This window comes from gamma proteobacterium symbiont of Axiagastus rosmarus, from assembly GCF_059730925.1.
In genome coordinates this window covers 3,574,440-3,596,505 of sequence record NZ_AP035925.1, presented here as the reverse complement: position 1 = coordinate 3,596,505, position 22,066 = coordinate 3,574,440, and the positions used below count along the sequence as shown (strand labels likewise).

The following is a 22,066-nucleotide window of genomic DNA, read 5'->3' as shown; positions in this document are numbered from 1 at the left end:
ATGTTAAAACGTTTTCTGATGGTGGCCCTGCTGGCCATCGCGCCGCTGGCGGCAAACGCAGCGGACGCCAACCAGAGCAATCCGTACAAGATGATGAACGAAGCGGCGGAGAAGACCTTTACCCGCCTGAAGAACGAACAGCCGAAGATTAAGCAGGATCCGAATTACCTGCGCGAAATCGTGCGCCAGGAGCTGCTGCCGTACGTGCAGATTAAATACGCGGGGGCGCTGGTACTGGGCCGTTACTACCGCGAAGCCACGCCGGCGCAGCGCGACGCCTACTTTGCCGCGTTCGGGGATTACCTGGCGCAGGCTTATGGTCAGGCGCTGGCGTTGTACCACGGCCAGACTTACCAGATTCAGCCTGAGCAGCCGATTGGCGATGCCAATATCGTGGCGATTCGCGTCACCATCATCGATCCCAACGGTCGTCCGCCGGTGCGCCTTGATTTCCAGTGGCGCAAGAACAGCCAGACCGGCAACTGGCAGGCTTATGACATGATTGCCGAAGGCATCAGCATGATCACCACCAAACAGAATGAGTGGAGCGATCTGCTGCGCACCAAAGGCATCGACGGCCTGACTGCGCAGCTGAAAACCTATGCCGCGCAGCCTATCACCCTGGACAAGCAGCAATAATGAGCGAACCGTTACGCTGGCAGCGCACTGCCAGCACGCTGGCCCTGAGCGGCAAACTGGACCGCGATACGCTGCTGGCGCTGTGGCAGGCGCGTGACAGCGCCATGGCCGGTATCACCACGATTGACGTGGCGGCGCTGGATCGGGTTGATTCTGCCGGGCTGGCGCTGCTGGTGCATCTGCGCGAAATCGCGCGGGCGCAGGGCACGACGCCGCTTTTCAGTGGTATCACCGATAAGCTCGACTCGTTAATCAAGCTGTATAACCTGCAGCAGATTATTGTTTCTGCGGAACAAATCGCCTGATTAACGGCGCTGCTGACAAAGCCCCTGATTTTTTCAGGGGCTTTTGCGTATTTAAGAGTCAGGCGCTTTCCTCTAAGATATCCGCCTTATTATTATCAAGTGAAGCAATGAGCGATGGAAAATAGTGAAGTTCAGGCCGTGCTAATGCAGGCGCTGCCGTTAGAAGAAGTACATGTTCTCAGCAACGATGGCAGCCATTTCCAGGTCATTGCCGTGGGCGAAATGTTTGGCGAGCTGAGCCGCGTAAAGAAACAGCAGGCTGTGTACGCGCCGCTGATGGAATACATTGCGGATAACCGTATTCATGCGGTGTCCATCAAGACTTATACCCCAGCCGAGTGGGCGCGCGACCGTAAACTCAACGGTTTCTAAGCGCCACTCTGGCTGTTTTGTTGATAGATAATTGAGAGCCGTGTTAATGGACAAATTTCGTGTGCAAGGCCCCACCCGTTTAAGCGGTGAAGTGACCATTTCCGGGGCGAAGAATGCTGCGCTGCCGATTCTGTTTGCTGCGCTGCTGGCTGAAGAGCCGGTAGAGATTCAGAACGTGCCGAAGCTGCGTGACATCGATACCACCATGAAGCTGCTGAGCCTGCTCGGTGCGCGCGTGGAACGCAATGGTTCGGTCCACGTTGATGCGCGCGAAGTTAATGTCTTCAGTGCGCCGTACGATCTGGTGAAAACCATGCGTGCCTCCATCTGGGCGCTGGGGCCGCTGGTGGCGCGTTTTGGCCAGGGCCAGGTTTCACTGCCGGGCGGCTGTGCGATTGGTGCGCGTCCGGTCGATCTGCACATTACCGGCCTGGAGCAGCTGGGTGCCGAGATCAAACTGGAAGAGGGCTATGTCAAAGCCTCTGTGGACGGCCGCCTGAAGGGCGCGCACATTGTGATGGATAAGGTCAGCGTGGGCGCGACCGTGACCATTATGAGCGCCGCAACGCTGGCGACGGGCACCACCATCATTGAAAACGCGGCGCGTGAACCGGAGATTGTCGACACGGCAAACTTCCTTAACACGCTGGGCGCGAAAATCAGCGGCGCCGGCACCGACAAAATCACCATCGAGGGCGTTGAGCGCCTCGGCGGCGGCGTCTATCGCGTGCTGCCGGACCGAATCGAAACCGGCACCTTCCTCGTGGCCGGCGCTATCTCGCGCGGCAAAGTGGTGTGCCGCAATGCGCAGCCAGACACGCTGGACGCCGTGCTGGCGAAACTGCGTGACGCGGGTGCGGAGATTGAAGTCGGTGAAGACTGGGTGAGCCTGGATATGCACGGCAAGCGTCCGAAAGCGGTTAACATCCGCACCGCACCGCACCCGGGTTTCCCGACCGACATGCAGGCGCAGTTTACGCTGCTCAACCTGGTGGCTGAAGGCACCGGCGTGATTACCGAGACCATCTTCGAAAACCGCTTCATGCACATCCCGGAGCTGATTCGTATGGGTGCGCACGCCGAAATCGAAAGCAACACCGCTATCTGTCACGGTGTTGAAACCTTGTCCGGCGCGCAGGTGATGGCGACCGATCTGCGTGCGTCAGCCAGTCTGGTACTGGCAGGCTGCATTGCAGAAGGTGCGACGCTGGTGGATCGTATCTACCACATCGATCGTGGCTACGAGCACATTGAAGACAAGCTGAAAGCGTTAGGCGCCAACATCGAGCGCGTCAGCGGCGAGTAATCCTTTGTCCTGATTGCCAGGCATGAAAACCAGTCACGACAGCGTGGCTGGTTTTTTTTTGCTTTATCCGCGTGAGAGGATCTTTTTCAGATCCTGGGGCGATCGAATGCGTTTTTTACGATCCAGCAGACGCTGCGTGACCGGATCAAAATAGCGGCTGGGCCAGATCTCGGAAGGATGGACCTTCAGCGCCGTGGCGATCAGCCATTCACCTTTAGGCCAGGGGCGTGACAGCGCGTTGGCCAGCGTCGATGAACTGAGGCCAGATTGACGTGACAGGGCGGCCAGTGACGTACCGCGCTTGCGCAGGGCCGCAATGATATCTGCCGGATGCCAGTCTTCTCTCCTTGCATGCATAACTCTCTTCTCCGTGTCCGTGTTAGTGCTCCATCTCTGCAGCGCTGTGGCTCTCCTGCGCAGAGATAACTGGAAAAATCCGGATTTTTATAGCAAATAATTTCCATATGTTTCCAGTAATTGTTTTGCCTGTGCACGAAACTGCGCAGTTTTTCGCAAAAATGCTGCAAGGGAATGTAATCAGACGGGCAGAGCAGGGGGGAGAAATAAAAACGGGGCCGGACGGCCCCGTAGCAGGTCAGAAATCGCGCTGCACCGACATATGCGCCAGCGCTTCCAGCGCGCTGCGCCACGGCGTTTCTGGCAGTGCCTGCAGCGCGGCGATGGCTTTATCGGCCTCTTCTTCGGCGCGTTTGCGCGTCCATTCCAGCGAACCGGTTTGCTGCATTGCCGCCAGCACCGGCTCCAGCAGATGACGACCATTACCTTCTTCGATCGCCTTGCGGATCATCTGCGCCTGCTCTGGCGTGCCGTTGTGCATGGCGTGCAGCAGCGGCAGCGTCGGCTTACCTTCGCTCAGATCGTCACCGGTATTTTTGCCCAGCGTCTCGCCGTCAGCGCTGTAATCCAGCAGATCGTCGATCAACTGAAACGCCGTACCGAGATAGCGGCCATAATCCTGCAGCGCTTTCTCCTGCGCTGGCGTGGCCTCCGCGAGGATCGCCGAAGCCTGCGAAGCGGCTTCAAACAGGCGGGCGGTTTTGCTGTAGATCACCCGCATGTAGCTCTCTTCGGTGATATCCGGATCGTTGCAGTTCATCAGCTGCAGCACTTCCCCTTCGGCGATCACGTTCACCGCTTCGGACATCAGTGCAAGGATCTTCAGCGATCCCATGCTGGTCATCATCTGGAAGGCGCGGGTATAGATAAAATCCCCGACCAGCACGCTCGCCGCATTGCCGAACGCGGCGTTAGCGGTGGCTTTGCCACGGCGCATATCGGATTCATCCACCACATCATCGTGCAGCAGCGTCGCCGTGTGGATAAATTCGATCAGCGCCGCATTGGTCACATGCAGCGATCCCTGATAATTCAGCGCGCGTGCTGACAGCACCGCGATCATCGGACGGATGCGTTTGCCTCCCCCGCTGATGATGTAATAGCCCAACTGGTTAATCAGTGAGACATCTGAATTCAGCTGGTCGAGGATGGTCTGGTTGACGGCCGCCATGTCCTGCGCGGTTAATTCGTTAATCTGTTCTAAGTTCATTCGTCTGTTCAGCTTTGACTCGTTTTCTGCATGGTAAGCGCTTTTACCCAGCGTGAGTTCAGGTAATCTGTTACTGATTGTACTTGAAAAATCGGGTTGAGAAACGTTTGCATTCGTCCTGCGCTTTTTTTCTGCAAGAGAGTGCAAAGTGCACTTGTCTTCTGCTGGAGTTTTGCGTAGAATTCGCGCCCTATTGTGAATATTTATCGCGCCGCCTGATGAACAGAAAGGCATGCGCAGAAGCGGAGTTTTATATGTACGCGGTTTTCCAAAGTGGTGGTAAACAACACCGAGTAAGCGAAGGTCAGACCGTTCGCCTGGAAAAGCTGGACATCGCAACCGGTGAAACCATCGAGTTCGACCAGGTTCTGATGATTGCAAATGGCGAAGACGTGAAAATCGGCGCGCCACTGGTTTCAGGCGGTGTGATCAAGGCAGAAGTTGTTGCTCACGGTCGTGGCGAGAAAATTAAAATCGTTAAGTTTCGTCGTCGTAAACACTACCGTAAGCAAGCTGGTCACCGTCAGTGGTTCACTGATGTGAAAATCACTGTGATCAGCGCGTAAGAGGAGATCTGACAAATGGCACATAAAAAGGCTGGTGGCTCGACTCGTAACGGTCGCGACTCCAATGCAAAACGTCTGGGTGTTAAGCGTTTCGGTGGTGAATCTGTTCTGGCAGGTAGCATCATCGTTCGTCAGCGTGGTACCAAATTCCACGCCGGTAACAACGTAGGTTGTGGTCGTGACCACACTCTGTTTGCTACCGCAGACGGCAAAGTTAAATTCGAAGTTAAAGGTCCTAACAACCGTAAATACATCAGCATCGTTGCTGAGTAAGGTTGTTGTGCCGCAGACGATTAACGTCTGAATACACGAATGGAAGGCCCCGCAGCTTTGCGGGGCTTTTTACATTCTGCCGCAGGTTACGGCAATCACGCTGACCTTGCGCCTCAGTTTGCTGTACACTTTATGTACACATGGCTTTGCCAATCCTGTATTATCCGCCGCCGGTCAGCGCAGAAGACCCTGGCGGACCCGTTTGTCGCCCGCAGCGTGGCGCAAACGACAGTGTGACGGAGATAAAAAATGAAGTTTGTTGATGAAGCGACGATCCTGGTGGTCGCGGGTGATGGTGGCAACGGTTGCGTCAGCTTCCGCCGCGAGAAGTACATTCCCAAAGGGGGACCGGACGGCGGTGACGGCGGTGACGGCGGTGATGTTTACCTGCTGGCGGATGAAAACCTCAACACCCTGATCGATTATCGTTTCGAAAAATCTTTCCGCGCCGAACGCGGCCAGAATGGCCAGAGCCGTGACTGTACCGGTAAACGCGGTAAAGACATCATTGTTAAAGTGCCGGTGGGTACGCGCGTGATCGATCAGGGCACGGGCGAAACGCTGGGCGACATGACGCGCCATGAGCAGAAGCTGATGGTGGCGAAAGGTGGCTGGCACGGTCTGGGCAACACCCGCTTCAAATCGTCCGTGAACCGTACGCCGCGTCAGAAAACCATGGGCACGCCGGGCGAGAAGCGCGACCTGCAGCTGGAACTGATGCTGCTGGCAGACGTGGGGATGCTGGGGCTGCCTAACGCCGGTAAATCGACCTTTATCCGCGCGGTATCAGCGGCGAAGCCAAAAGTGGCGGATTATCCGTTCACCACCCTGGTGCCAAGCCTCGGCGTGGTGCGTATGGACAGCGAAAAGAGCTTCGTGGTCGCCGACATTCCCGGCCTGATTGAAGGCGCAGCGGAGGGTGCGGGCCTCGGAATTCGCTTCCTCAAGCATCTGGAGCGCTGCCGTGTGCTGCTGCACCTTATCGACATCGCGCCAATCGACGAATCCGATCCTGTAGAGAACGCCCGCATCATTCTCGGCGAACTGGAGAAATACAGCGACAAGCTGTACCAGAAGCCGCGCTGGCTGGTATTCAATAAAACTGACCTGCTGAGCCGCGAAGAGGCGGAAAGCCGCGCCAAAGCCATTGCCGAAGCGCTGGGCTGGGATGAGAAATACTATCTGATCTCCGCCGCCAGCCGTGACGGTGTCAATGAGCTGTGCTGGGATGTGATGAGCTTTATCATCGCGAATCCAAAAGAAGCGGAAGAAGAAGCGAAGCAGCCAGAGAAAGTGGCCTTCATGTGGGATGATTACCACCGTGAAGCGCTGGAAAATGCTCAGGAAGTGGAAGAAGACGAAGACTGGGATGACGACTGGGATGAAGACGACGACGAAGGCGTCGAGATCATTTATCAGCGTTGATGTCAGCGAAAAAAGCGGCCAGATGGCCGCTTTTTTAATTGCTGTTTAGCGCAGAGCACCAGCCCGTACAATCATTCCTTCTCCCCGTGGGAGAGAGCATCAGCCCGCACAAACATTCCCTCTCCCTGTGGGAGAGGGCAGGGTGAGGGCATCAGGCCGCACAAACATTCCCTCTCCCTGTGGGAGAGGGCAGGGTGAGGGCATCAGGCCGCAGCGGAGCCAAACCTACCCCAGCACCGCCACCGTCAGCCGCGAACTGCAACACAGCTGATCGCGACCATTGCGTATCTCAATCTGCCAGCTCTGATTGCGCGCCCCGAGATGCAGCGGACGACAAACACCGCGCACCTCGCCGCTGCTCACCGCCCGATGATGGCTGGCGCTCACCTCAATGCCCACCACGCTTTTACCTTCTTCCACGCTCAGGTAACCGGCAATGGAGCCCATCGACTCCGCCAGCACCACCGACGCGCCGCCGTGCAGCAGGCCAAACGGCTGCTGCGTGCGGTTGTCTACCGGCATGGTGGCCTCCAGATAATCGTCACCGATGGCGGTAAACACGATGCCCAGATGCGCCACCAGCGAGTTATCGCCCAGCTGATTCAGCGTGGCGAGATCCACCGTACGTTTCCAGATTGCCATGCCTCAGGCTCCCAGCGTTGCGCCACCGTCCACCACAATATCCTGCAGCACCACGTGGCTGGCAAGATCCGAGGCGAGGAACAGGATGTTGTTCACGATCTCCTGCGGCTGGGCGATCTTACGCAGCGGGATCCCCAGTTTGTACTGATCCGGGAAACCGTTGATCATCTCCTGCTCGGCTTCCGGCGTATGCCACAGGCTGCGCTGCATATCGGTATCGGTTGATCCCGGTGAGACAATATTGCAGCGCACGCCATACGGTGCCATCTCCAGGCCAACCGTCTGGCACAGGCTGCGCAGTGCTGCTTTGGACGCGCCATAGGCTGACATGCCGAGGCGCGGGGCGTGCGCGGCGTTAGAGGCGATGGTGACAATCGCGCCAGCGCGCTGCTGGCGGAAGACCGGCAGCGTCTGCTGGAACAGGTTAAACGCGCCGCCGGCGTTGACGGCGAGACACGCCTGCCAGTCAGCAAACGACAGCGCATCGGTGCTGCCGATGCGCAGAATGCCCGCGCCGTTCACCAGGATATCCAGCCGCGGCTGGCTGGCCAGCAGTGACTGACAGCAATCGCGCACCGCAGCACTATCGGCGACGTCCAGCTGGCAGGTGGTAAACGGATAGTCATCCTGGCCAAAGTGCAAATCAAAACCGGTCACCTGCGCACCGGCCTGATGGAACGCCAGCGCGGTGTGGTAGCCGATGCCTTTGCCGGCACCGGTTACCCAGACAATTTTTCCGCTGAAATCAAAACAGGCGCTCATTGGGCTGGCACCCGTGACAGCAGCGCCCACCAGCCATCAATGCTGGGGTTTTTCGCCAGGCTGATGAAGTCGATATCGCTGTGCACCTGACGCCAGCGCGCCGCCAGCGCCATCACGCGCACCGAATCCAGCCCATAATCGATCAGGTTTTCATCATCTTCCGGCACGTCATCATCTTCCAGCAGCGGCAGAATCAGCGCGCGCAGCACGTCCTTGCTCTGTGGCAGCGGCATCAGGTCGGCGGTCATCACCACTTTGCCACTGCGGCCTGCGGTGTAGGTCAGCGCCATCATATGCTCGTCGCGCGAGAAGTCGGCCAGCGCATCGGCCACCATGAACGGCTGGATGTTACGCATGAAGGCGTCGGTGGCGGTGGTCAGGCAGCCGATGTGAGCATACACGCCAGTAATGATCAGCTGATCGCGGCCCATCTCCTGCAGGATAGACTCCAGCGGCGAGCGCACGAACGCGCTGTAGCGCCATTTAGTCAGCACCTGATCATCCTGATCCGGCGCCAGCGCGTCGACGATCTTCTGTTGATCCGGATGTTTGTTCAGCCCCGGTCCCCACATATCATTCAGCAGCGCGCGATCCTCATCGCTTTGCTGGTTGGGCTGGGCGGTATAGAACACCGGAATGCCCTGCGCTTTGCAGTAAGCGCGCAGGCGGGCAATGTTCTCCACCACCTGATTCACCAGCGGGCTGTCTTCGCCCCAGAAGTTGAGGAAATAGGCCTGCATATCGTGAATCAGCAGCGCCGCGCGCTGCGGCTCCAGCGCCCATTGTACTTTGTTAGCTGGCAGCTCAGTGGCGGCGGGCAGCGCATAAGACGTCAGTTTTGGAATAGCCATTACAATCTCCGGAAAAAATCAGGCTTGCGTCTGCTCAGCAAGCTGTTGGCGTAAACGTTTTTTATCCACTTTGCCCACCGGGGTCAGCGGCAGGGCGTCGACGCAGGTAATGCGGTCGGGAAGTTTGAATTCGGCAATGCCCAGCTCGCGCAGATGGCGGCGCAGCGCGACCGGTTTCACCGGCTGGCGCGCCACAATGAAGGCACAGCTCTTTTCACCCATCAGCTCGTCATGCATGGACACCAGCGCGGCGTGGATCACATCCGGATGGCGCAGCAGCAGGTTTTCGATCTCTTCTGCGGCGATCTTCTCGCCGCCGCGGTTGATCTGATCCTTTTCGCGTCCCTGTACGGTGATGTAACCCTGAGCGTTGATCTCAATCAGATCGCCTGAGCAGTAAAAACCGTCAGCGTCGAAGCTGGCGGCATTGTGCTCCAGGCTGTTGTAGTAGCCCCGGAAGGTGTAAGGGCCGCGCGTCATCAGGCGACCCACCTGGCCTGGCGGCAGCGGATTGCCGTTCTCGTCGGCCACCCACACTTCGTCATCGTCCGAAATCGGGCGCCCCTGGGTAGTCAGAATGGTTTGCTCGTCATCGCCGAAGCGCGTGTAGTTAACCAGCCCTTCCGCCATGCCAAACACCTGCTGCAGCTGGCAGCCGATTTCACGCTGAATGCGTGCGGCCAGCGTTTCGCCCAGTTTGGCTCCGCCCACCTGAATGCGCTGCAGCGAGGCCAGCGCTGTATTGCTGCCCCACTCCTGAATTGCCTGCAACCACAGGCTGACCGCCGGCGGCACCAGCCCGGTATCGGTCACCTGGTGCTGCTCAATCAGCGGGAAGCAGAGCGTGGCGCTGGGATCCGCGGCGAGAATCACCTGGCCACCGGCATAGAACACCCCGAGCGAACCCGGGGAACTCATGGCGAAGTTATGCGGCGCGGGCAGGGCGATCAGATAGCGCGTGTCGGCATTGATGTGGCAAATCTCGTCGCTGGCGCGGATGCTGTAGTAGTAGTCGTTGTGGGTGCGCGGAATCAGCTTCGGCGTGCCGGTGCTGCCGCCGGAGAGCTGGAAAAACGCCACTTCATCAGCGGCCGTCGGTGTCGCGACAAAATCGCCAGCCGCTTCATCCTGCAGCGACGCCAGCGTATTTTCCGTCTGCGCGTCGTTACGCAGGATCACCTGCTGCAGCGTGGGCTGCGCCTCGCACAGCGTGGCGATGAAGTCGTCGCTGGCAAACAGCGCGTGCTGGCGATCGGCAATCAGCAGTTTCGGTGCAATCTGCTGCGCATAGGCCAGCAGTTCAGTGCGCTGATGGCTGAACAGCGCGTACACCGGGACCACGCCCAGCTTAAACAGGGCAAACAGCGTAACGTAAAAGTCCGCCACGTTGCCGAGCTGCACCAGCGCCGTGTCACCGCGCTGTAAACCGCGCCGCTGCAGCGCCGCCGCCAGATTATCACTGCGCTGCGCCAGCTGGCGGTAGCTGAGCTGCACAGGGCCGTCGATCACGGCGATAGCGTCGTTTTCGCGATGGCGGTCGATGATGTCGGTCAGCGGCACGTCGATCCAGTAGCCTTTCTCGCGGTAGCGCGCGGCCAGATGTGCCGGCCAGCGGCTGAAGGGAATGCTCATGCTTGTTCCTTTATTGCAGTCCAAAAGCGCGCAACATGGTGTCCAGCTTCACACCCGTTTCACGCCATTCTGATTCCGGTTGTGAGTCGGCGACGATGCCAGCGCCGGCAAACAGCCGCACGCGCGTGCCGTTTACCGTCCCGCAGCGAATGGTCACCACCCATTCGCCGTTGCCTTCGCTGTCGCACCAGCCGACGATGCCGCCAAACAGCTGGCGATCAAAGGGTTCGAGCTGCTGAATCAGCTGCTGTGCGCGGGCGTGCGGGAAGCCGCTCAGCGCAGGGGTTGGGTGCAGCAGCGCAGCCAGCGACAGCGCGTTTTCGCGCTCATCCTGCACTTCGCCATCGATTTGCGTCGCCAGATGCCACAGCGTGGCGGTGGTGATCAGCGACGGCACGGTAGGCACTGACAGTAGTCGGCTACGCGGCTGCAGCGTGCTGCGCATCGCGTCGGTCACCAGCTGATGTTCGTGGCGGTCTTTGGCTGACGCCATCAGGGTGTTACCTGCCACGCGATCGGCGCTGGCGTCGTCATGATGGCGGCGCGCCGAGCCGGCCAGCGGGCAGGAGGAGAAATCGCGCCCCTGTTTGCGCAGCATTAGTTCCGGGCTGGCACCCACCAGCGCGCCTCCTTCCGCCAGTGGCAGATGGAAATGGTAGCTATTGGGATTTTGCGCGATCACGCGCTGCATCAGCGCGGCGGTATCCACCGGCTGCTCGGTGACGATATCCATCAGGCGCGACAGCACCACTTTGTCCGGATCGCCGCGCTGAATGGTGGCAACGGCGTCGGCCACCATGCGGGTAAACACCGCGTGGTCTGGCACTGCCGTCCGCCGCCGCACTGCCGGCAGATCGCTCTGCTGCGCCGGCAGCGCCTGTTGCAGGTCGGCGCGATTAAAGCTCTGCCAGGATTCGGGTATGAACAGCGACGCTGGCTGGCTGACGTCAAACGGAATCGCGCCCACCAGCAGCGGATTGGCGATCCCCTGCTTTTTCGCCGCGGCAAAGTGCTGGCGCAGCTGCTGTTGAAAGTCGCCCTGCAGCAGCGCGGCATCGCCTACCGGCGTGTTGATCGTGGTATAGCAACCCTGGGTGGCCAGGCTGCGCCATGGCGAGGTGAAAAGGAAACCGCGGCACAGCGCGGAAAAATCCTTCAGCCAGGCATTTTCAAACGTGGAGCTTTCCACCATAATTTTCACCTATAAATGATAAGATTATTAAGAATGATTATCATTTTTATTATGGCTCTGTAACCTACGTCGAAAGGGGCAAAGAGTCAATCCATTCGCGGGATTTACCGTGCTGTCAGACGTAAGCGGCGGCTGACGCCGGGCCAGGCATTAAGCTAAAAGGTGGATCAAAACTTATGAATAAATGCGGTTTATGGGGCATGGCTGTCCTGTTGTTCATTTTCCAGTCGCTGTCAGGGACGGCGCGGGCCGACCAGGGCTGGCCGCGCAGCGTACAGGGCGCGACCGGAACGGTAACGCTTCACCAGGCACCACAGCGCATTGTCTCCACCAGCGTTACGCTGACCGGCTCGCTGCTGGCGATTGGCGCGCCGGTCATCGCCTCAGGCGCGACCGCACCGAAAAGCCGCCTGGCCGACGATCAGGGCTTCTTCCGTCAGTGGGGCGAGGTGGCAAAGCAGCGCCACGTTAAGCGGCTGTACATTGGTGAGCCGAGCGCCGAGGCGATTGCGGCGCAAGCCCCGGATCTGATCATCGTCAGCGCCACCGGTAATGACTCCGCCCTGAAGCTGGTCAGTCAGCTGTCCGCCATTGCCCCCACGCTGGTGGTCAACTACGACGATAAGAGCTGGCAGGATGTGGTTACGCTGCTGGGGCAGGCCACCGGCCATGAAGCACAGGCAGCGCAGCGCGTAAAAGAGTTCGACGATCGCGAAGCGGCGCTGAAGCAGGCCATTACGCTGCCGCCGCAGCCGGTCTCCGCGATGGTATGGAACGGTGATGGCCGGGCGGTGAATCTGTGGACCGCCGCATCGGCGCAGGGCAAACTGCTGCAGCAGCTCGGTTTTACCCTGGCGCAGCCGCCGGCCGGCACGCAACAGGGGCACAGCATGGGCCAGCGCAAAGACATTATTCAGCTCTCGGGCGAGAATCTCGCCGCCAGCCTGACCGGCCACAGCTTCCTGCTGTTTGCCGGCGATGACAAAACCACGCAGTCAGTGCTGAGCAACCCGTTCCTGGCGAAAAACGCGGCGGTGCGCGATAAGCAGGTCTATGCGCTGGGTATCGACACCTTCCGCCTGGATTACTACAGCGCCAGCAATCTGCTGACGCGTCTGCATCAGCTGTTCGTCAAATCATGATGTTTGCTGCGCCAGCACGGGCGCGGGCGCCTGATAGCGCCGCAATCCTTTCATCATCAGCCACATCATGACGCCAAGCAGTGTCGCGGCACAGCCAAACGCCGCGGCAGCCTGCGCCGGTAACAGCCACGAACCGAGGGCACCAATCAGCGCGGCGCCGAGGGCATCGCCGCACACGTTCTGCGCCGTCCACAGGCTGTTGATGCGGCCCAGCAGATGATCCGGCGTCAGCAGCTGAATCATCGCGTACTGCACCAGGCTGTTGATGGCACTGAAATAGCCGAAGCCCGCCAGACACAGCAGCGCCAGCCACAGCGTCGGCATCAGGCTGAACAGGCCCAGGGCGACGAAACCGGCCACGGCACTGCCCAGCACCAGCCGCCCCGGGCGCGCCGCCTGTTTCAGCCTGCCGCTGGTAAATGCGCCCACGGCGGCACCGAGCGGCACGGCGGCGTACAGCATGCCGAGCTGGTCGGCGCTGACTGACCAGTGCGGTGCCAGCGCCGGGTACAGCACGCGGATGGCGCTGGCCAGCGTCACCAGCGCACCGGTCAGCGCCACCATGCCGACCAGCGGGCTGGCGAACAGGAACTGCACGCCGGTTGCCAGCGCCCGCAGCGGATGCTCGCGCGGCTGCGGAGGCGGGGGCAGCGCAGGCAGCTTCAGCAGCGTCAGCACCGTCAGCAGCGTGCCGAAGGCGGTCAGTCCGTAATTCCACAGCACGCCGCCGTGCGCGATCACCACACCAGCAATTGCCGGCGATAAAATCGAGCCGAAGCGCACCGTCAGCATGGTGATCGCGCCGGCCTGCATAATGTTTTCGCGTCCCACCAGCGCTGGCGTAGCGGCCAGCAGCGCCGTGACGCCAATCGCACCGAAAAAGCCGTCCCACAAGCCCAGCAGATAGACCGCCAGCAGCGAAGGCGCGGGCAGCGCGGCATTTATCGCCAGCGCGACAAAGCCCAGCCCGCAGGTGGTGCGGGCAAACAGGATCAACGTCTTACGCTCATAGCGATCGGCGAGCACGCCGCCGGTCAGCAGGCCAGTAAACATGCCGGCAGCGGACAGTGTGACGGCGAGGCCCACCAGCAGCGGTGAATGGGTCATCTGCTGAATCTGCACCGGCACGGCAACGGCCAGCATGCCGAGCGCCACAATCGAGATAAAACGCGCAATAAACACCGCGCGAAACGCCGCGTGGGTTTTCAGCAGTGAGAGATCGATAAAGTGAGAGGGTTTGTTCATTGTTTCGCCTTTTTGCACCAATTTTCCTCATCATCCGCGAGGCGACTCATGGTAACATAGGCAAACGCGAGTAATAACGATAACAAATATCATTATCACATTACGTTGCACCGCAACGACGTCGAACAGTGAAGGTTTAGAACGCTATGCGCCAGATCCGTGCATCAGCAGGCTCAGGGATTCTGCTTTTGCTCCTCATGGCGCTCAGTCTGATGCTGGGTGCCAAATCAATACCGCTTTCCGATGTGTATCACGCTCTCACCGCCTCCTGCTCCAGCGCGGAGTGCATCATCGTGCGCGATGCGCGCCTGCCGCGCACGCTGGCCGGTCTGCTGGCGGGTGTGGCGCTGGGGCTGGCCGGTGCGCTGATGCAGAGCCTGACGCGTAATCCGCTGGCCGAGCCGGGCATTCTGGGCGTGAACGCCGGTGCCGGTTTTGCCATCGTGCTCGGCATCGCGCTGCTGGGAGCGGACTCCCCGCTGCAGTGGCTGACGCTGGCCTTCAGCGGTGCACTGCTGGCGGCGCTGCTGATGACGGTGATTGGCGCGATGGGCGGCGGGCGCGTCAATCCGGTGCGTCTGACGCTGGCAGGCGTGGCGCTGGCAGCGGTACTGGAGGGCTTAACCTCCGGCCTGTCGCTGCTCAATCCGGACATTTACGATCACCTGCGCTTCTGGCAGAGCGGCTCGCTGGATATCCGCGATTTCAGCGTGTTGCGCACCCTGAGCCCGGCGGTGCTGGCCGGTGCGGCGCTGGCGCTGGGGCTGGCGCAATCGCTGAACAGCCTGAGCATGGGCGGCGATATGGCGGCGGCGCTGGGCACGCGCGTGGTGCGCACCCAACTGCTGGGCCTGCTGGCGATTGCCTTACTGAGCGGCGCGGCGACCGCCGCCGTCGGACCGATCGCTTTTATCGGCCTGATGACGCCGCATTTTGCCCGCTGGCTGGTGGGCAACGATCACCGCTGGCTGCTGCCGGCAACGGCGCTGATCACCCCGGCGCTGCTGCTGGCGGCGGATATTCTGGGGCGGATGATGGTGGCAGGCGAACTGCGCGTCTCAATAGTGACCGCCATCCTTGGCGCGCCGATGCTGATTTTGCTGGTGCGGCGCCAGCGCGGGCGAGGTGGATTATGACGCGGCGCGCCTGGTTGCATGGCGGCTGGCTGCTAGTAGCGTGTGCGCTGCTGACGTGGCTGGCGCTGACGCGCGGTGCGCTGCCGATTACGGCGGAGCAGGTGTGGCAGGCGCTGCGCGGGCAGGGAGCGGCTAATGTGCAGCTGATTGTGGTGGAGTGGCGGCTGCCGCGCGTGCTGATGGCGCTGCTGATCGGTGCGGCGCTGGGTGTCAGCGGGGCAATTTTTCAGTCGCTGCTGCGTAACCCGCTCGGCAGCCCGGATATTCTCGGCTTCAATACCGGCGCTTACAGCGGCGTGCTGGTGGCGCTGGTACTGTTCAATCAAAGTATTACCGCGATGACCGGGGCCGCGCTGATCGGCGGTATCGCGACGGCTGCGCTGGTGTATCTGTTTGCCTGGCGCAACGGGGTGGAAACGTTTCGGTTAATCATCGTGGGCATTAGCGTGCGCGCGCTGCTGATGGCGCTCAATGCCTGGCTGATTATCAGCGCTTCGCTGGAGTCGGCGCTTAGCGCCGGGCTGTGGAGCGCCGGCTCGCTCAACGGCATCACCTGGGCGAAAACGCCGCCGGTGGTGACGGTGCTGCTGCTGTCGCTGCTGCTGGTGGCGCTGTTAACGCGCCGCATGCGTCTGCTGGAGATGGGCGACGACACCGCCTGCGCGCTCGGCGTGCCGGTGGAGCGCAGCCGCCTGTGGCTGATGCTGCTGGGCGTGCTATTGACCGCGGCGTCCACCGCGCTGGCGGGCCCGATCTCGTTCGTGGCGCTGCTGGCGCCGCAGATTGCGCGCCGGCTGTGCGGCGGGGAAAAAGGCGCATTGTGGCTGGCGGCGCTGTGCGGCGCGCTGCTATTGTGCGCCGCCGATTATGCCGCGCAGCATCTGTTCCTGCCTTATCAACTGCCGGTTGGCGTGATTACCGTCAGCCTGGGCGGACTCTATCTGATTGCGTTACTGATGCGGGAGGCGCGACGCCAATGATCGATATTCCTTCACGGCTGTACGGCGAAGGCCTGACGCTGGGTTATGACAAAAAAGTGGTGGCGGAAAATCTCTCGGTGGCGATTCCGCAAGGGGAGCTGACGGTAATTATCGGCCCCAACGCCTGCGGTAAATCGACCCTGCTGCGCACTCTCAGCCGCCTGCAGGCACCGCTGAAAGGCGACGTGCTGCTGGACGGCGAGGCGATTGCACGTTATCCCACCAAAGAGGTGGCACGCCGTCTTGGCCTGCTGCCGCAGAGTTCGAACGCACCGGCGGGCATCAGCGTGAGCGAACTGGTGGCACGCGGGCGTTATCCGCATCAGTCGCTGTTTGGCCGCTGGCGCGCAGAGGATGAAGCGGCGGTGCAGCAGGCGATGCTGGCCACCGGCGTGGCGGATCTGGCGCAACAGGCGGTCGATACCCTGTCCGGCGGGCAGCGTCAGCGCGTATGGATTGCCATGGTACTGGCGCAGCAGACGCCGCTGCTGCTGCTGGATGAGCCCACCACCTGGCTGGATATAACCCACCAGATTGAGTTGCTTGAGCTGATGCAGACGCTCAATCAGCAGCATGGCCGTACGCTGGTGGTGGTGCTGCACGACCTTAATCACGCCTGCCGCTACGCCACCCATCTGATCGCCATGCGTCACGGGAAGATCATTGCCGAGGGCAAGCCTGGCGAGATTGTGACGCCGGCGCTGATTGAGCAGGTATACGGGTTACGCTGTGTGATTGTTGAGGATCCGGTGGCGCATACGCCAATGATTGTGCCGCTGGGGCGCGGGCGCTAAGGCGGAAGAAAGGGCTGTTGTTTAAACGTTTTCTGCCATACGGTTCCCTCTCCCGCCGGGAGAGGGAAGGGCAAAACCGCTACGCCAGCAACTGCTGCAACAGCGGCCCGATCTGCTCAAACATGCGAGGCGAGATAATCTCGACGTGGGCGCAATCCATCGGCCACACCGTCAGCTCACCGACATAGGGCGCCCAGGCGCGGCGCGCATCCTGGCCTGGCTGCTGCGTCTGTTCGGCGAGGAACAGCGTAGCGCGGCCGCCGAAGCGTGCGCTGCGCGCCGTGGCCAGCAGACGCACCGAGCTGGCGTAGTTGGCTTCGATGGTATCGAACATGGCCTGCATCTCTTCACCGGCCTGATGGCGCTGCGCGGCGATAAACTGTTCGCGCTCGCGATTCACCTCCTCCAGCACCGCCGGATCCAGCACATTCTCGCCGCGCTTCTCATCCCAGTTCTGCGTTTCCGGCGGCCAGGTGTCGAGCAGGCCAAGGAAGGCGACCTCTTCACCCGCCGCTTCCAGCCGGGCAGCAATGCCCTGCGCCAGCGTACCGCCCAGCGAGTAGCCGAGGAAATAGTAGGGCCCGTGCGGTTGTACCTCGCGCAGCGTACGCAAATGCGCTTCACAGACCTCATCGAGGTGCGCGCTCTGATTCAGCGGTCCCTGCGTGTCAGGCGACTGAATGCCGACCAGTGACCAGCGTGGGTCAAGGTAACGCTGCAGCACGCTGAACTGCCAGGCGAAGCCGGACGCCGGGTGGAAGCAGAACAGCGTCGGTCCGCTGCCTTTACGCAGCGGCAGCACCGCTTCAAAGCCCGCCTGCTGATGGGATTGTCCATCGCTCAGCAGCGCCGCCAGTTTTTCCACCGTCGGGGCGATCATGATCTGCCCGACCGAGACCGGCAGCTGGAGCTCGCGGCGCAGCTGCGCGGCCAGGCGCATCGCCAGCAGCGAATGGCCACCGAGCGCAAAGAAATCATCCTGCGCACCGATCGTGTCGCAGGCCAGCAGGCGGCAGAACGCTGCGGCCAGCGTGCTCTCTAAACCGGGCAGTGGCGCGCGCCCCTGGCGCTGCGTGGTGCTCTGCGGCAGCGGCAGCGCTTTGCGATCCAGTTTGCCGTTGCTGCTGAGCGGCAGCGCCTCCAGCTGGACGATGGCCACCGGCACCATGTGTGCCGGTAGCTGCTGTGCCAGCGCGTGACGCAGCGCATCGCCATCCACCGGCTGAGGCGCCACCACGTAGCCCACCAGCTGACGCGCATCGCCCTGTGCCGTCGCACTGCCCAGCACCACCGCATGCGTCACCGCCTGCTCAATGCCGGGCTGGGCGCACAGCGCATGATCGATTTCGTTCAGCTCAATGCGCTGACCGCGGATCTTCAGCTGGTCATCGCTGCGTCCGAGATACTCCACCGCACCGTTGTCCAGCCAGCGCGCTACGTCGCCGGTCAGGTACATGCGCTCGCCAGCGGCGTACGGGTCGGCGATAAAGCGGCTGGCGGTCAGCTCCGGCCGGTTGAGATAGCCGTGCGCCAGCTGAATGCCGGTGAGATAAAGATCGCCGGCCACGCCCGGCGGCACCGGCTGCATTTGCGCATCAAGAATGCGCAGGCCGGTGTTCCACACCGGGAAGCCGATCGGTACGCTCGGGCCATCGACGGCGGCGAGCGCCGCGCCATACGCCGGATACCAGCTGACATCAACGGCCGCTTCGGTCGGCCCATACAGATTGTGCAGCGGCACGCGGGTCAATGTTTCCCAGCTGCGCGACAGATCGGTGGGCAATGCTTCACCGCTGCAGAACACGTTGCGCAGGCTGGCGCAGCACGCTATCGCGGCCGGGTGGTCGAGCGCCGCGACAAAGGCCGCCAGCATCGAGGGTACGAAATGCGTGGTGGTGACTTTGTAGCGGGCAAACAGTTGCTGTAAGGCTTCCGGATCGCGGTGTGCATCCGGCGGTGCCATCACCAGCTGCGCGCCGACCAGCAGCGGCCAGAAGAACTCCCACACCGAGACATCAAAGCTGCTCGGCGTTTTCTGCAGCACCACGTCATCCGCCTGCAGCGGATAACGATCCTGCATCCACAGCAGGCGATTAACGATCGCCTGATGGCCGACCAGTACGCCTTTCGGCCGGCCGGTAGAGCCGGAGGTATAGATGATGTACGCGCCATCCTGCGGCGTCGGCGCGCTGGCCGGGGCCGGTGCATGTTCAGCATTGTACAGGGTGTCAAAGTGCAGCTGACTGACCGGCGCGATGGCGCGGAAGCGGGCACTGAGCGCGGCAGCGGTAATCAGCGTTTTAGGCGCGGCGTCTTCCAGCATCAGCTGGAGCCGCTCGTCCGGATAGCCGGTATCCAGCGGCAGATAAGCGGCCCCGAGCGTCACAATAGCCTGCAGCGCCAGCGACAGCTGCACCGAACGCGGCAGCGCCACGGCGACGATATCGCCCCGCTGCACGCCGGCCGCACTGAGATTGGCCGCCAGCGCAAATACCTGCTGCTGCATCTGGCGATAGTTCAGCTGGTGCTGCGCATCGGCCAGCGCCGGTGCGTCCGGGGTGCGCTGCGCCTGCTGCGCCAGCAGCGACGCCAGGGTTTCCGCCGGCAGCGGATGGGCGGTCTGATTGATGGCCGCAATCTGCTGCTGCTCCGCTGGCGTCAGCAGATCGAGCTCGCCCAGCGCGCGCTGCGGCTGCGCGGCTAGCTGGCTGAGCAGCAGGGCAAAGCGGCTGGCATGGCGCTGCAGCGTCTCGGCAGCATAGCGCTGCGCGTTCGCCAGCAGCTCCAGCGTCAGATCGCCGTGCTCGCTGAGATAAATCGCGATTTCCAGATCGCGCACCGGGCCGGAGGCCAGCTGATGCGTGATGCCTTCAATGCCGGCGAAATCGAGCTGGTAGTCAAACATCTTCAGGTTGATCACCGGGCCATACAGCGGATCGCTATCGCCGAGGCGGCCGAGATCGCGCTGCACCTGTTCAGCATCGTAACGCTGATGGCGGCGCATTTTTTTCACTTCCGCGGCCAGCTGAGCGGCGAGATCGCCGAGCGTTTGTCCCGGCTGATAGTGCACCGCCATCGGCAGCACGTTAATCACCGGACCGGTGGCGCACAGCGCGGCAGAGCCGATGCGGCGCATGAAGATGAAGCCGGCAGCAAAATCATTTTGCCCGCTGAGGCGAGCCAGCCACAGCGCTACCAGCGCAAAGGCCAGATCGGCGGCGCTGTGCTGTGGATGCTGGCTGGTCAGCGTCTGGAAGCGGTGACGATCCAGCGTAACGCTGTGGCGCAGCAGATCGGTGCTGGCGCTCTGACCGGCCAGCGGCAGTGGCGACAGCGAGGCGGGCGCGGGCAGGGCGCGGCCTTTTTCGCGCCAGAATTCGCCGTCACGGGTGTAAGACGCCGATTGCTGATAGCGCTGATACTCGTCAACCACGGCGCTGAACGGAATAAACGGTGTCGGCTCAGGCGGCTGCTGCTGTACGGCGGCGCTGTACAGATTGGTGATGCGGCGCGTCAGCGCGGTAAAGCTGAAGCCATCCACCACCAGATGGTGATAGCGCTGATACCAGAACCAGTGCTGCTCGCCGATGCGGAACAGACGATGGTGCCACAGCGGTGCGCCACTCAGCACACGCAGGTCCCCCTGCATATCGGCACGCATCAGGGCGCGCGCGGCGGCAGCGGCATCCGCTTCGCCGCGCAGATCAACGATGTCTGGCAGGCTGAAGGTCTGCGGCTGCGGCCACTGCAGCGGCTCGCCGTCGATTTCGCCGAACGCCATATTTAGGGTATCGGCTTCCTGCATGCCGTCGACGATGGCCTGCGCCAGCAGCGCGCTGTTGATGTCGCCGCGCAGTTCGACAAAGTGCGCGACCGCGTAGGCGTTGTGATGGCGGCTGAGCTGGTCGGCGATCCAGATGCCAGGCTGCGCCGCCACCAGCGGCAGAGTTTGTTGGTCAATCATAGTGTCGTTCATCAGAGAATTTACTGTCGCTCCGGTTCACGTCTGGCGTGATGAATGAATTTGGATTGCGCCACAAAGCTTGCAGACCGTCGAGCAGGCCACCGCGCCAGCACAGCGCGTCATGGCCGCCCTCTACCGGCTGGTAATGCACCTGATAGCCGGCAGCGGTAAGTTGTTGTTGTAATTGTTGATTGGCTTGCAGAATCAGGCCTTCACGCTGGCCTGCTTCCAGCCAGAAACGCAGCGGCTGGCGAGGTGCCAGGCCATGGTCCAGCGCCTGCAGCAGCCAGCCATGCGGGTTACCACGCTCCGGCCACCAGAAGGAGCCGGACAGGCTGAGCGCATTACCAAAGGTGTGGGGAAAGTGCAGCGCGGCAAACACCGCGGCCAGACCGCCGAAGCTTTGTCCGGCAACCAGCGTGCGCGCCGGCTGCGCATCGTACGGCATCCAGCGTGCCACCTGCGGCAACAGCTCCTGCTGCACCGCCTGCCAGAATTGCGGATTGCATGGCAGCTCGCGGCTGCGGTGTTCGCGATCGATGATGTCGATAAACAGGTAGACCGCCGGCGGCAGCTTGCCCGCGGCGGTCAGCTGCTGCAGCGGGCCGGCGATCGGCATCTGCTGCGCCCAGAACTGACCATCGAGCAGTATCGCCAGCGGACGCGGGCCGTGCTGCGCCTCGCCTGTGGCGTACAGCCACACCCGGCGACGATTGCCGAGCAGCGCGCTGTCCCACTGCTGCTCCTGCAGCGTCAGCGCCGGGGCGCAGCCCTCATCCACCGCACGCCACACCTGCTGGTCGGGCGCGTCAGGCAGGTGCAGCGGTGACACGCCCATGCCGCGTCCGCCGGACCAGCTGCGCAGCGGATTGAGCGCATCGGCCTGCGCGGCAGGGAATTTTTCGCGCCACCAGTGGCGCAGCGCATGCATGTCAGGCTCGCCGCGGAAATCGCTGGCCTGCCGATCCGGCATCAGGCAGTAGCTGCCGCGCCAGTGTGACGGCAGCACGGTTTGCCAGTACCAGACATCGCTACTGGCGACGCGCATCAGCGATTGCGGCGGGCGCCGCTGGTGGTGATCGGTCACGCCGGTGATGTTGATCCACACGCGCTGGGTGTGGGAGGTGGTTTCACTGCCTTGCGGATCGCGCCAGAAGAAGGTCACCAGACAGGTGCCATCCTGCTGCGGCTCAATGCGCGGAATGCCCTGAGTCTGTTGCTCCTGCCACCAGGCTTCGCTACCAATTCCATCATTTCGCCAGGTCATAGGGGC

Annotated in this window: 21 protein-coding genes; 11 read left to right on the top strand and 10 right to left on the bottom strand. The window is 61.6% G+C overall.

From position 1 onward, the window contains the following. From mlaC to murA, 4 genes are all read left to right on the top strand, one after another. Entirely contained in the window at positions 1–639 is a 639-nt protein-coding gene (gene mlaC / locus AC6I8F_RS17050) for a phospholipid-binding protein MlaC (RefSeq protein ID WP_021507733.1), read from the top strand. After that, positions 639–944: a lipid asymmetry maintenance protein MlaB gene (gene mlaB, locus AC6I8F_RS17045; RefSeq protein ID WP_021507732.1), complete on the top strand. Its 306-nt coding sequence runs from the start codon at positions 639–641 to the stop codon at positions 942–944. Before mlaC ends, mlaB begins: the two co-directional genes overlap by 1 nt. Positions 945–1,058: 114 nt before the next feature. Beyond that, positions 1,059–1,316, top strand: a complete 258-nt coding sequence (gene ibaG, locus AC6I8F_RS17040; RefSeq protein WP_007886637.1) for a BolA family iron metabolism protein IbaG — start codon at positions 1,059–1,061, stop codon at positions 1,314–1,316. Positions 1,317–1,362: 46 nt separating this feature from the next. Further along, positions 1,363–2,622, top strand: a complete 1,260-nt coding sequence (gene murA, locus AC6I8F_RS17035; RefSeq protein ID WP_021507731.1) for a UDP-N-acetylglucosamine 1-carboxyvinyltransferase — start codon at positions 1,363–1,365, stop codon at positions 2,620–2,622. A gap of 63 nt (positions 2,623–2,685) precedes the next feature. On the opposite strand, the gene AC6I8F_RS17030 is transcribed toward murA, so the two are convergent. Both AC6I8F_RS17030 and ispB read right to left on the bottom strand, forming a co-directional pair. After that, on the bottom strand, positions 2,686–2,979 hold the full coding sequence (locus AC6I8F_RS17030; RefSeq protein WP_262256462.1) for a helix-turn-helix domain-containing protein: 294 nt from the start codon (positions 2,977–2,979) through the stop codon (positions 2,686–2,688). 238 nt (positions 2,980–3,217) lie between these two features. Then, positions 3,218–4,189, bottom strand: a complete 972-nt coding sequence (gene ispB / locus AC6I8F_RS17025) for an octaprenyl diphosphate synthase (RefSeq protein WP_021507729.1) — start codon at positions 4,187–4,189, stop codon at positions 3,218–3,220. 254 nt (positions 4,190–4,443) lie between these two features. Here ispB and rplU point away from each other — a divergent pair, with 254 nt between their 5' ends. From rplU to cgtA, 3 genes are all read left to right on the top strand, one after another. Beyond that, positions 4,444–4,755: a 50S ribosomal protein L21 gene (rplU, locus tag AC6I8F_RS17020; RefSeq protein WP_021507728.1), complete on the top strand. Its 312-nt coding sequence runs from the start codon at positions 4,444–4,446 to the stop codon at positions 4,753–4,755. Between the two features lie 15 nt (positions 4,756–4,770). Further along, positions 4,771–5,028, top strand: a complete 258-nt coding sequence (gene rpmA / locus AC6I8F_RS17015; protein ID WP_006121751.1) for a 50S ribosomal protein L27 — start codon at positions 4,771–4,773, stop codon at positions 5,026–5,028. 249 nt (positions 5,029–5,277) lie between these two features. Then, positions 5,278–6,453 (top strand): Obg family GTPase CgtA, encoded by a 1,176-nt coding sequence (gene cgtA / locus AC6I8F_RS17010; protein ID WP_058759590.1) that lies wholly within the window; start codon positions 5,278–5,280, stop codon positions 6,451–6,453. Between the two features lie 225 nt (positions 6,454–6,678). Here the strand turns inward: cgtA and AC6I8F_RS17005 are convergent, their stop codons facing one another. From AC6I8F_RS17005 to AC6I8F_RS16985, 5 genes are read right to left on the bottom strand one after another with little or no spacing between them, the layout of a single operon-like run. Continuing rightward, positions 6,679–7,095, bottom strand: coding sequence for a hotdog fold thioesterase (locus AC6I8F_RS17005; protein WP_059012252.1), 417 nt, complete (start codon positions 7,093–7,095; stop codon positions 6,679–6,681). Positions 7,096–7,098: 3 nt separating this feature from the next. Continuing rightward, positions 7,099–7,857 carry a 2,3-dihydro-2,3-dihydroxybenzoate dehydrogenase gene (gene dhbA / locus AC6I8F_RS17000; protein WP_150059179.1) on the bottom strand — a complete coding sequence of 253 codons (759 nt, stop codon included), beginning with the start codon at positions 7,855–7,857 and terminating at the stop codon, positions 7,099–7,101. Then, positions 7,854–8,708: an isochorismatase family protein gene (locus AC6I8F_RS16995; RefSeq protein WP_498028268.1), complete on the bottom strand. Its 855-nt coding sequence runs from the start codon at positions 8,706–8,708 to the stop codon at positions 7,854–7,856. Before AC6I8F_RS16995 ends, dhbA begins: the two co-directional genes overlap by 4 nt. A gap of 18 nt (positions 8,709–8,726) precedes the next feature. Next, positions 8,727–10,340, bottom strand: coding sequence for a (2,3-dihydroxybenzoyl)adenylate synthase (locus AC6I8F_RS16990; protein WP_498028267.1), 1,614 nt, complete (start codon positions 10,338–10,340; stop codon positions 8,727–8,729). Between the two features lie 10 nt (positions 10,341–10,350). Then, entirely contained in the window at positions 10,351–11,532 is a 1,182-nt protein-coding gene (locus AC6I8F_RS16985; protein WP_222951341.1) for an isochorismate synthase, read from the bottom strand. Between the two features lie 176 nt (positions 11,533–11,708). Between AC6I8F_RS16985 and fepB the strand changes: the two genes are divergently transcribed. Beyond that, positions 11,709–12,674: a Fe2+-enterobactin ABC transporter substrate-binding protein gene (gene fepB, locus AC6I8F_RS16980; protein ID WP_498028266.1), complete on the top strand. Its 966-nt coding sequence runs from the start codon at positions 11,709–11,711 to the stop codon at positions 12,672–12,674. On the opposite strand, the gene entS is transcribed toward fepB, so the two are convergent. After that, positions 12,669–13,919, bottom strand: coding sequence for an enterobactin transporter EntS (entS, locus tag AC6I8F_RS16975; protein WP_104188008.1), 1,251 nt, complete (start codon positions 13,917–13,919; stop codon positions 12,669–12,671). The two genes, fepB and entS, sit on opposite strands and share 6 nt — an antisense overlap. Before the next feature lie 146 nt (positions 13,920–14,065). Between entS and fepD the strand changes: the two genes are divergently transcribed. From fepD to AC6I8F_RS16960, 3 genes are read left to right on the top strand one after another with little or no spacing between them, the layout of a single operon-like run. Continuing rightward, positions 14,066–15,055 (top strand): Fe(3+)-siderophore ABC transporter permease, encoded by a 990-nt coding sequence (fepD, locus tag AC6I8F_RS16970; protein ID WP_498028265.1) that lies wholly within the window; start codon positions 14,066–14,068, stop codon positions 15,053–15,055. Beyond that, positions 15,052–16,035 carry an iron-enterobactin ABC transporter permease gene (gene fepG / locus AC6I8F_RS16965; RefSeq protein ID WP_498028264.1) on the top strand — a complete coding sequence of 328 codons (984 nt, stop codon included), beginning with the start codon at positions 15,052–15,054 and terminating at the stop codon, positions 16,033–16,035. The genes fepD and fepG overlap by 4 nt, the downstream gene beginning before the upstream one ends. Next, a complete protein-coding gene (locus tag AC6I8F_RS16960; protein WP_058780378.1) occupies positions 16,032–16,829 on the top strand; it encodes an ATP-binding cassette domain-containing protein in 798 nt (265 codons plus the stop codon). The genes fepG and AC6I8F_RS16960 overlap by 4 nt, the downstream gene beginning before the upstream one ends. A gap of 79 nt (positions 16,830–16,908) precedes the next feature. Here the strand turns inward: AC6I8F_RS16960 and AC6I8F_RS16955 are convergent, their stop codons facing one another. Together AC6I8F_RS16955 and fes are read right to left on the bottom strand one after the other, a co-directional pair. After that, positions 16,909–20,793 (bottom strand): enterobactin synthase subunit F, encoded by a 3,885-nt coding sequence (locus tag AC6I8F_RS16955; RefSeq protein ID WP_498028263.1) that lies wholly within the window; start codon positions 20,791–20,793, stop codon positions 16,909–16,911. After that, entirely contained in the window at positions 20,786–22,060 is a 1,275-nt protein-coding gene (gene fes / locus AC6I8F_RS16950) for an enterochelin esterase (protein WP_498028262.1), read from the bottom strand. Before fes ends, AC6I8F_RS16955 begins: the two co-directional genes overlap by 8 nt. Positions 22,061–22,066 lie beyond the last annotated feature (6 nt).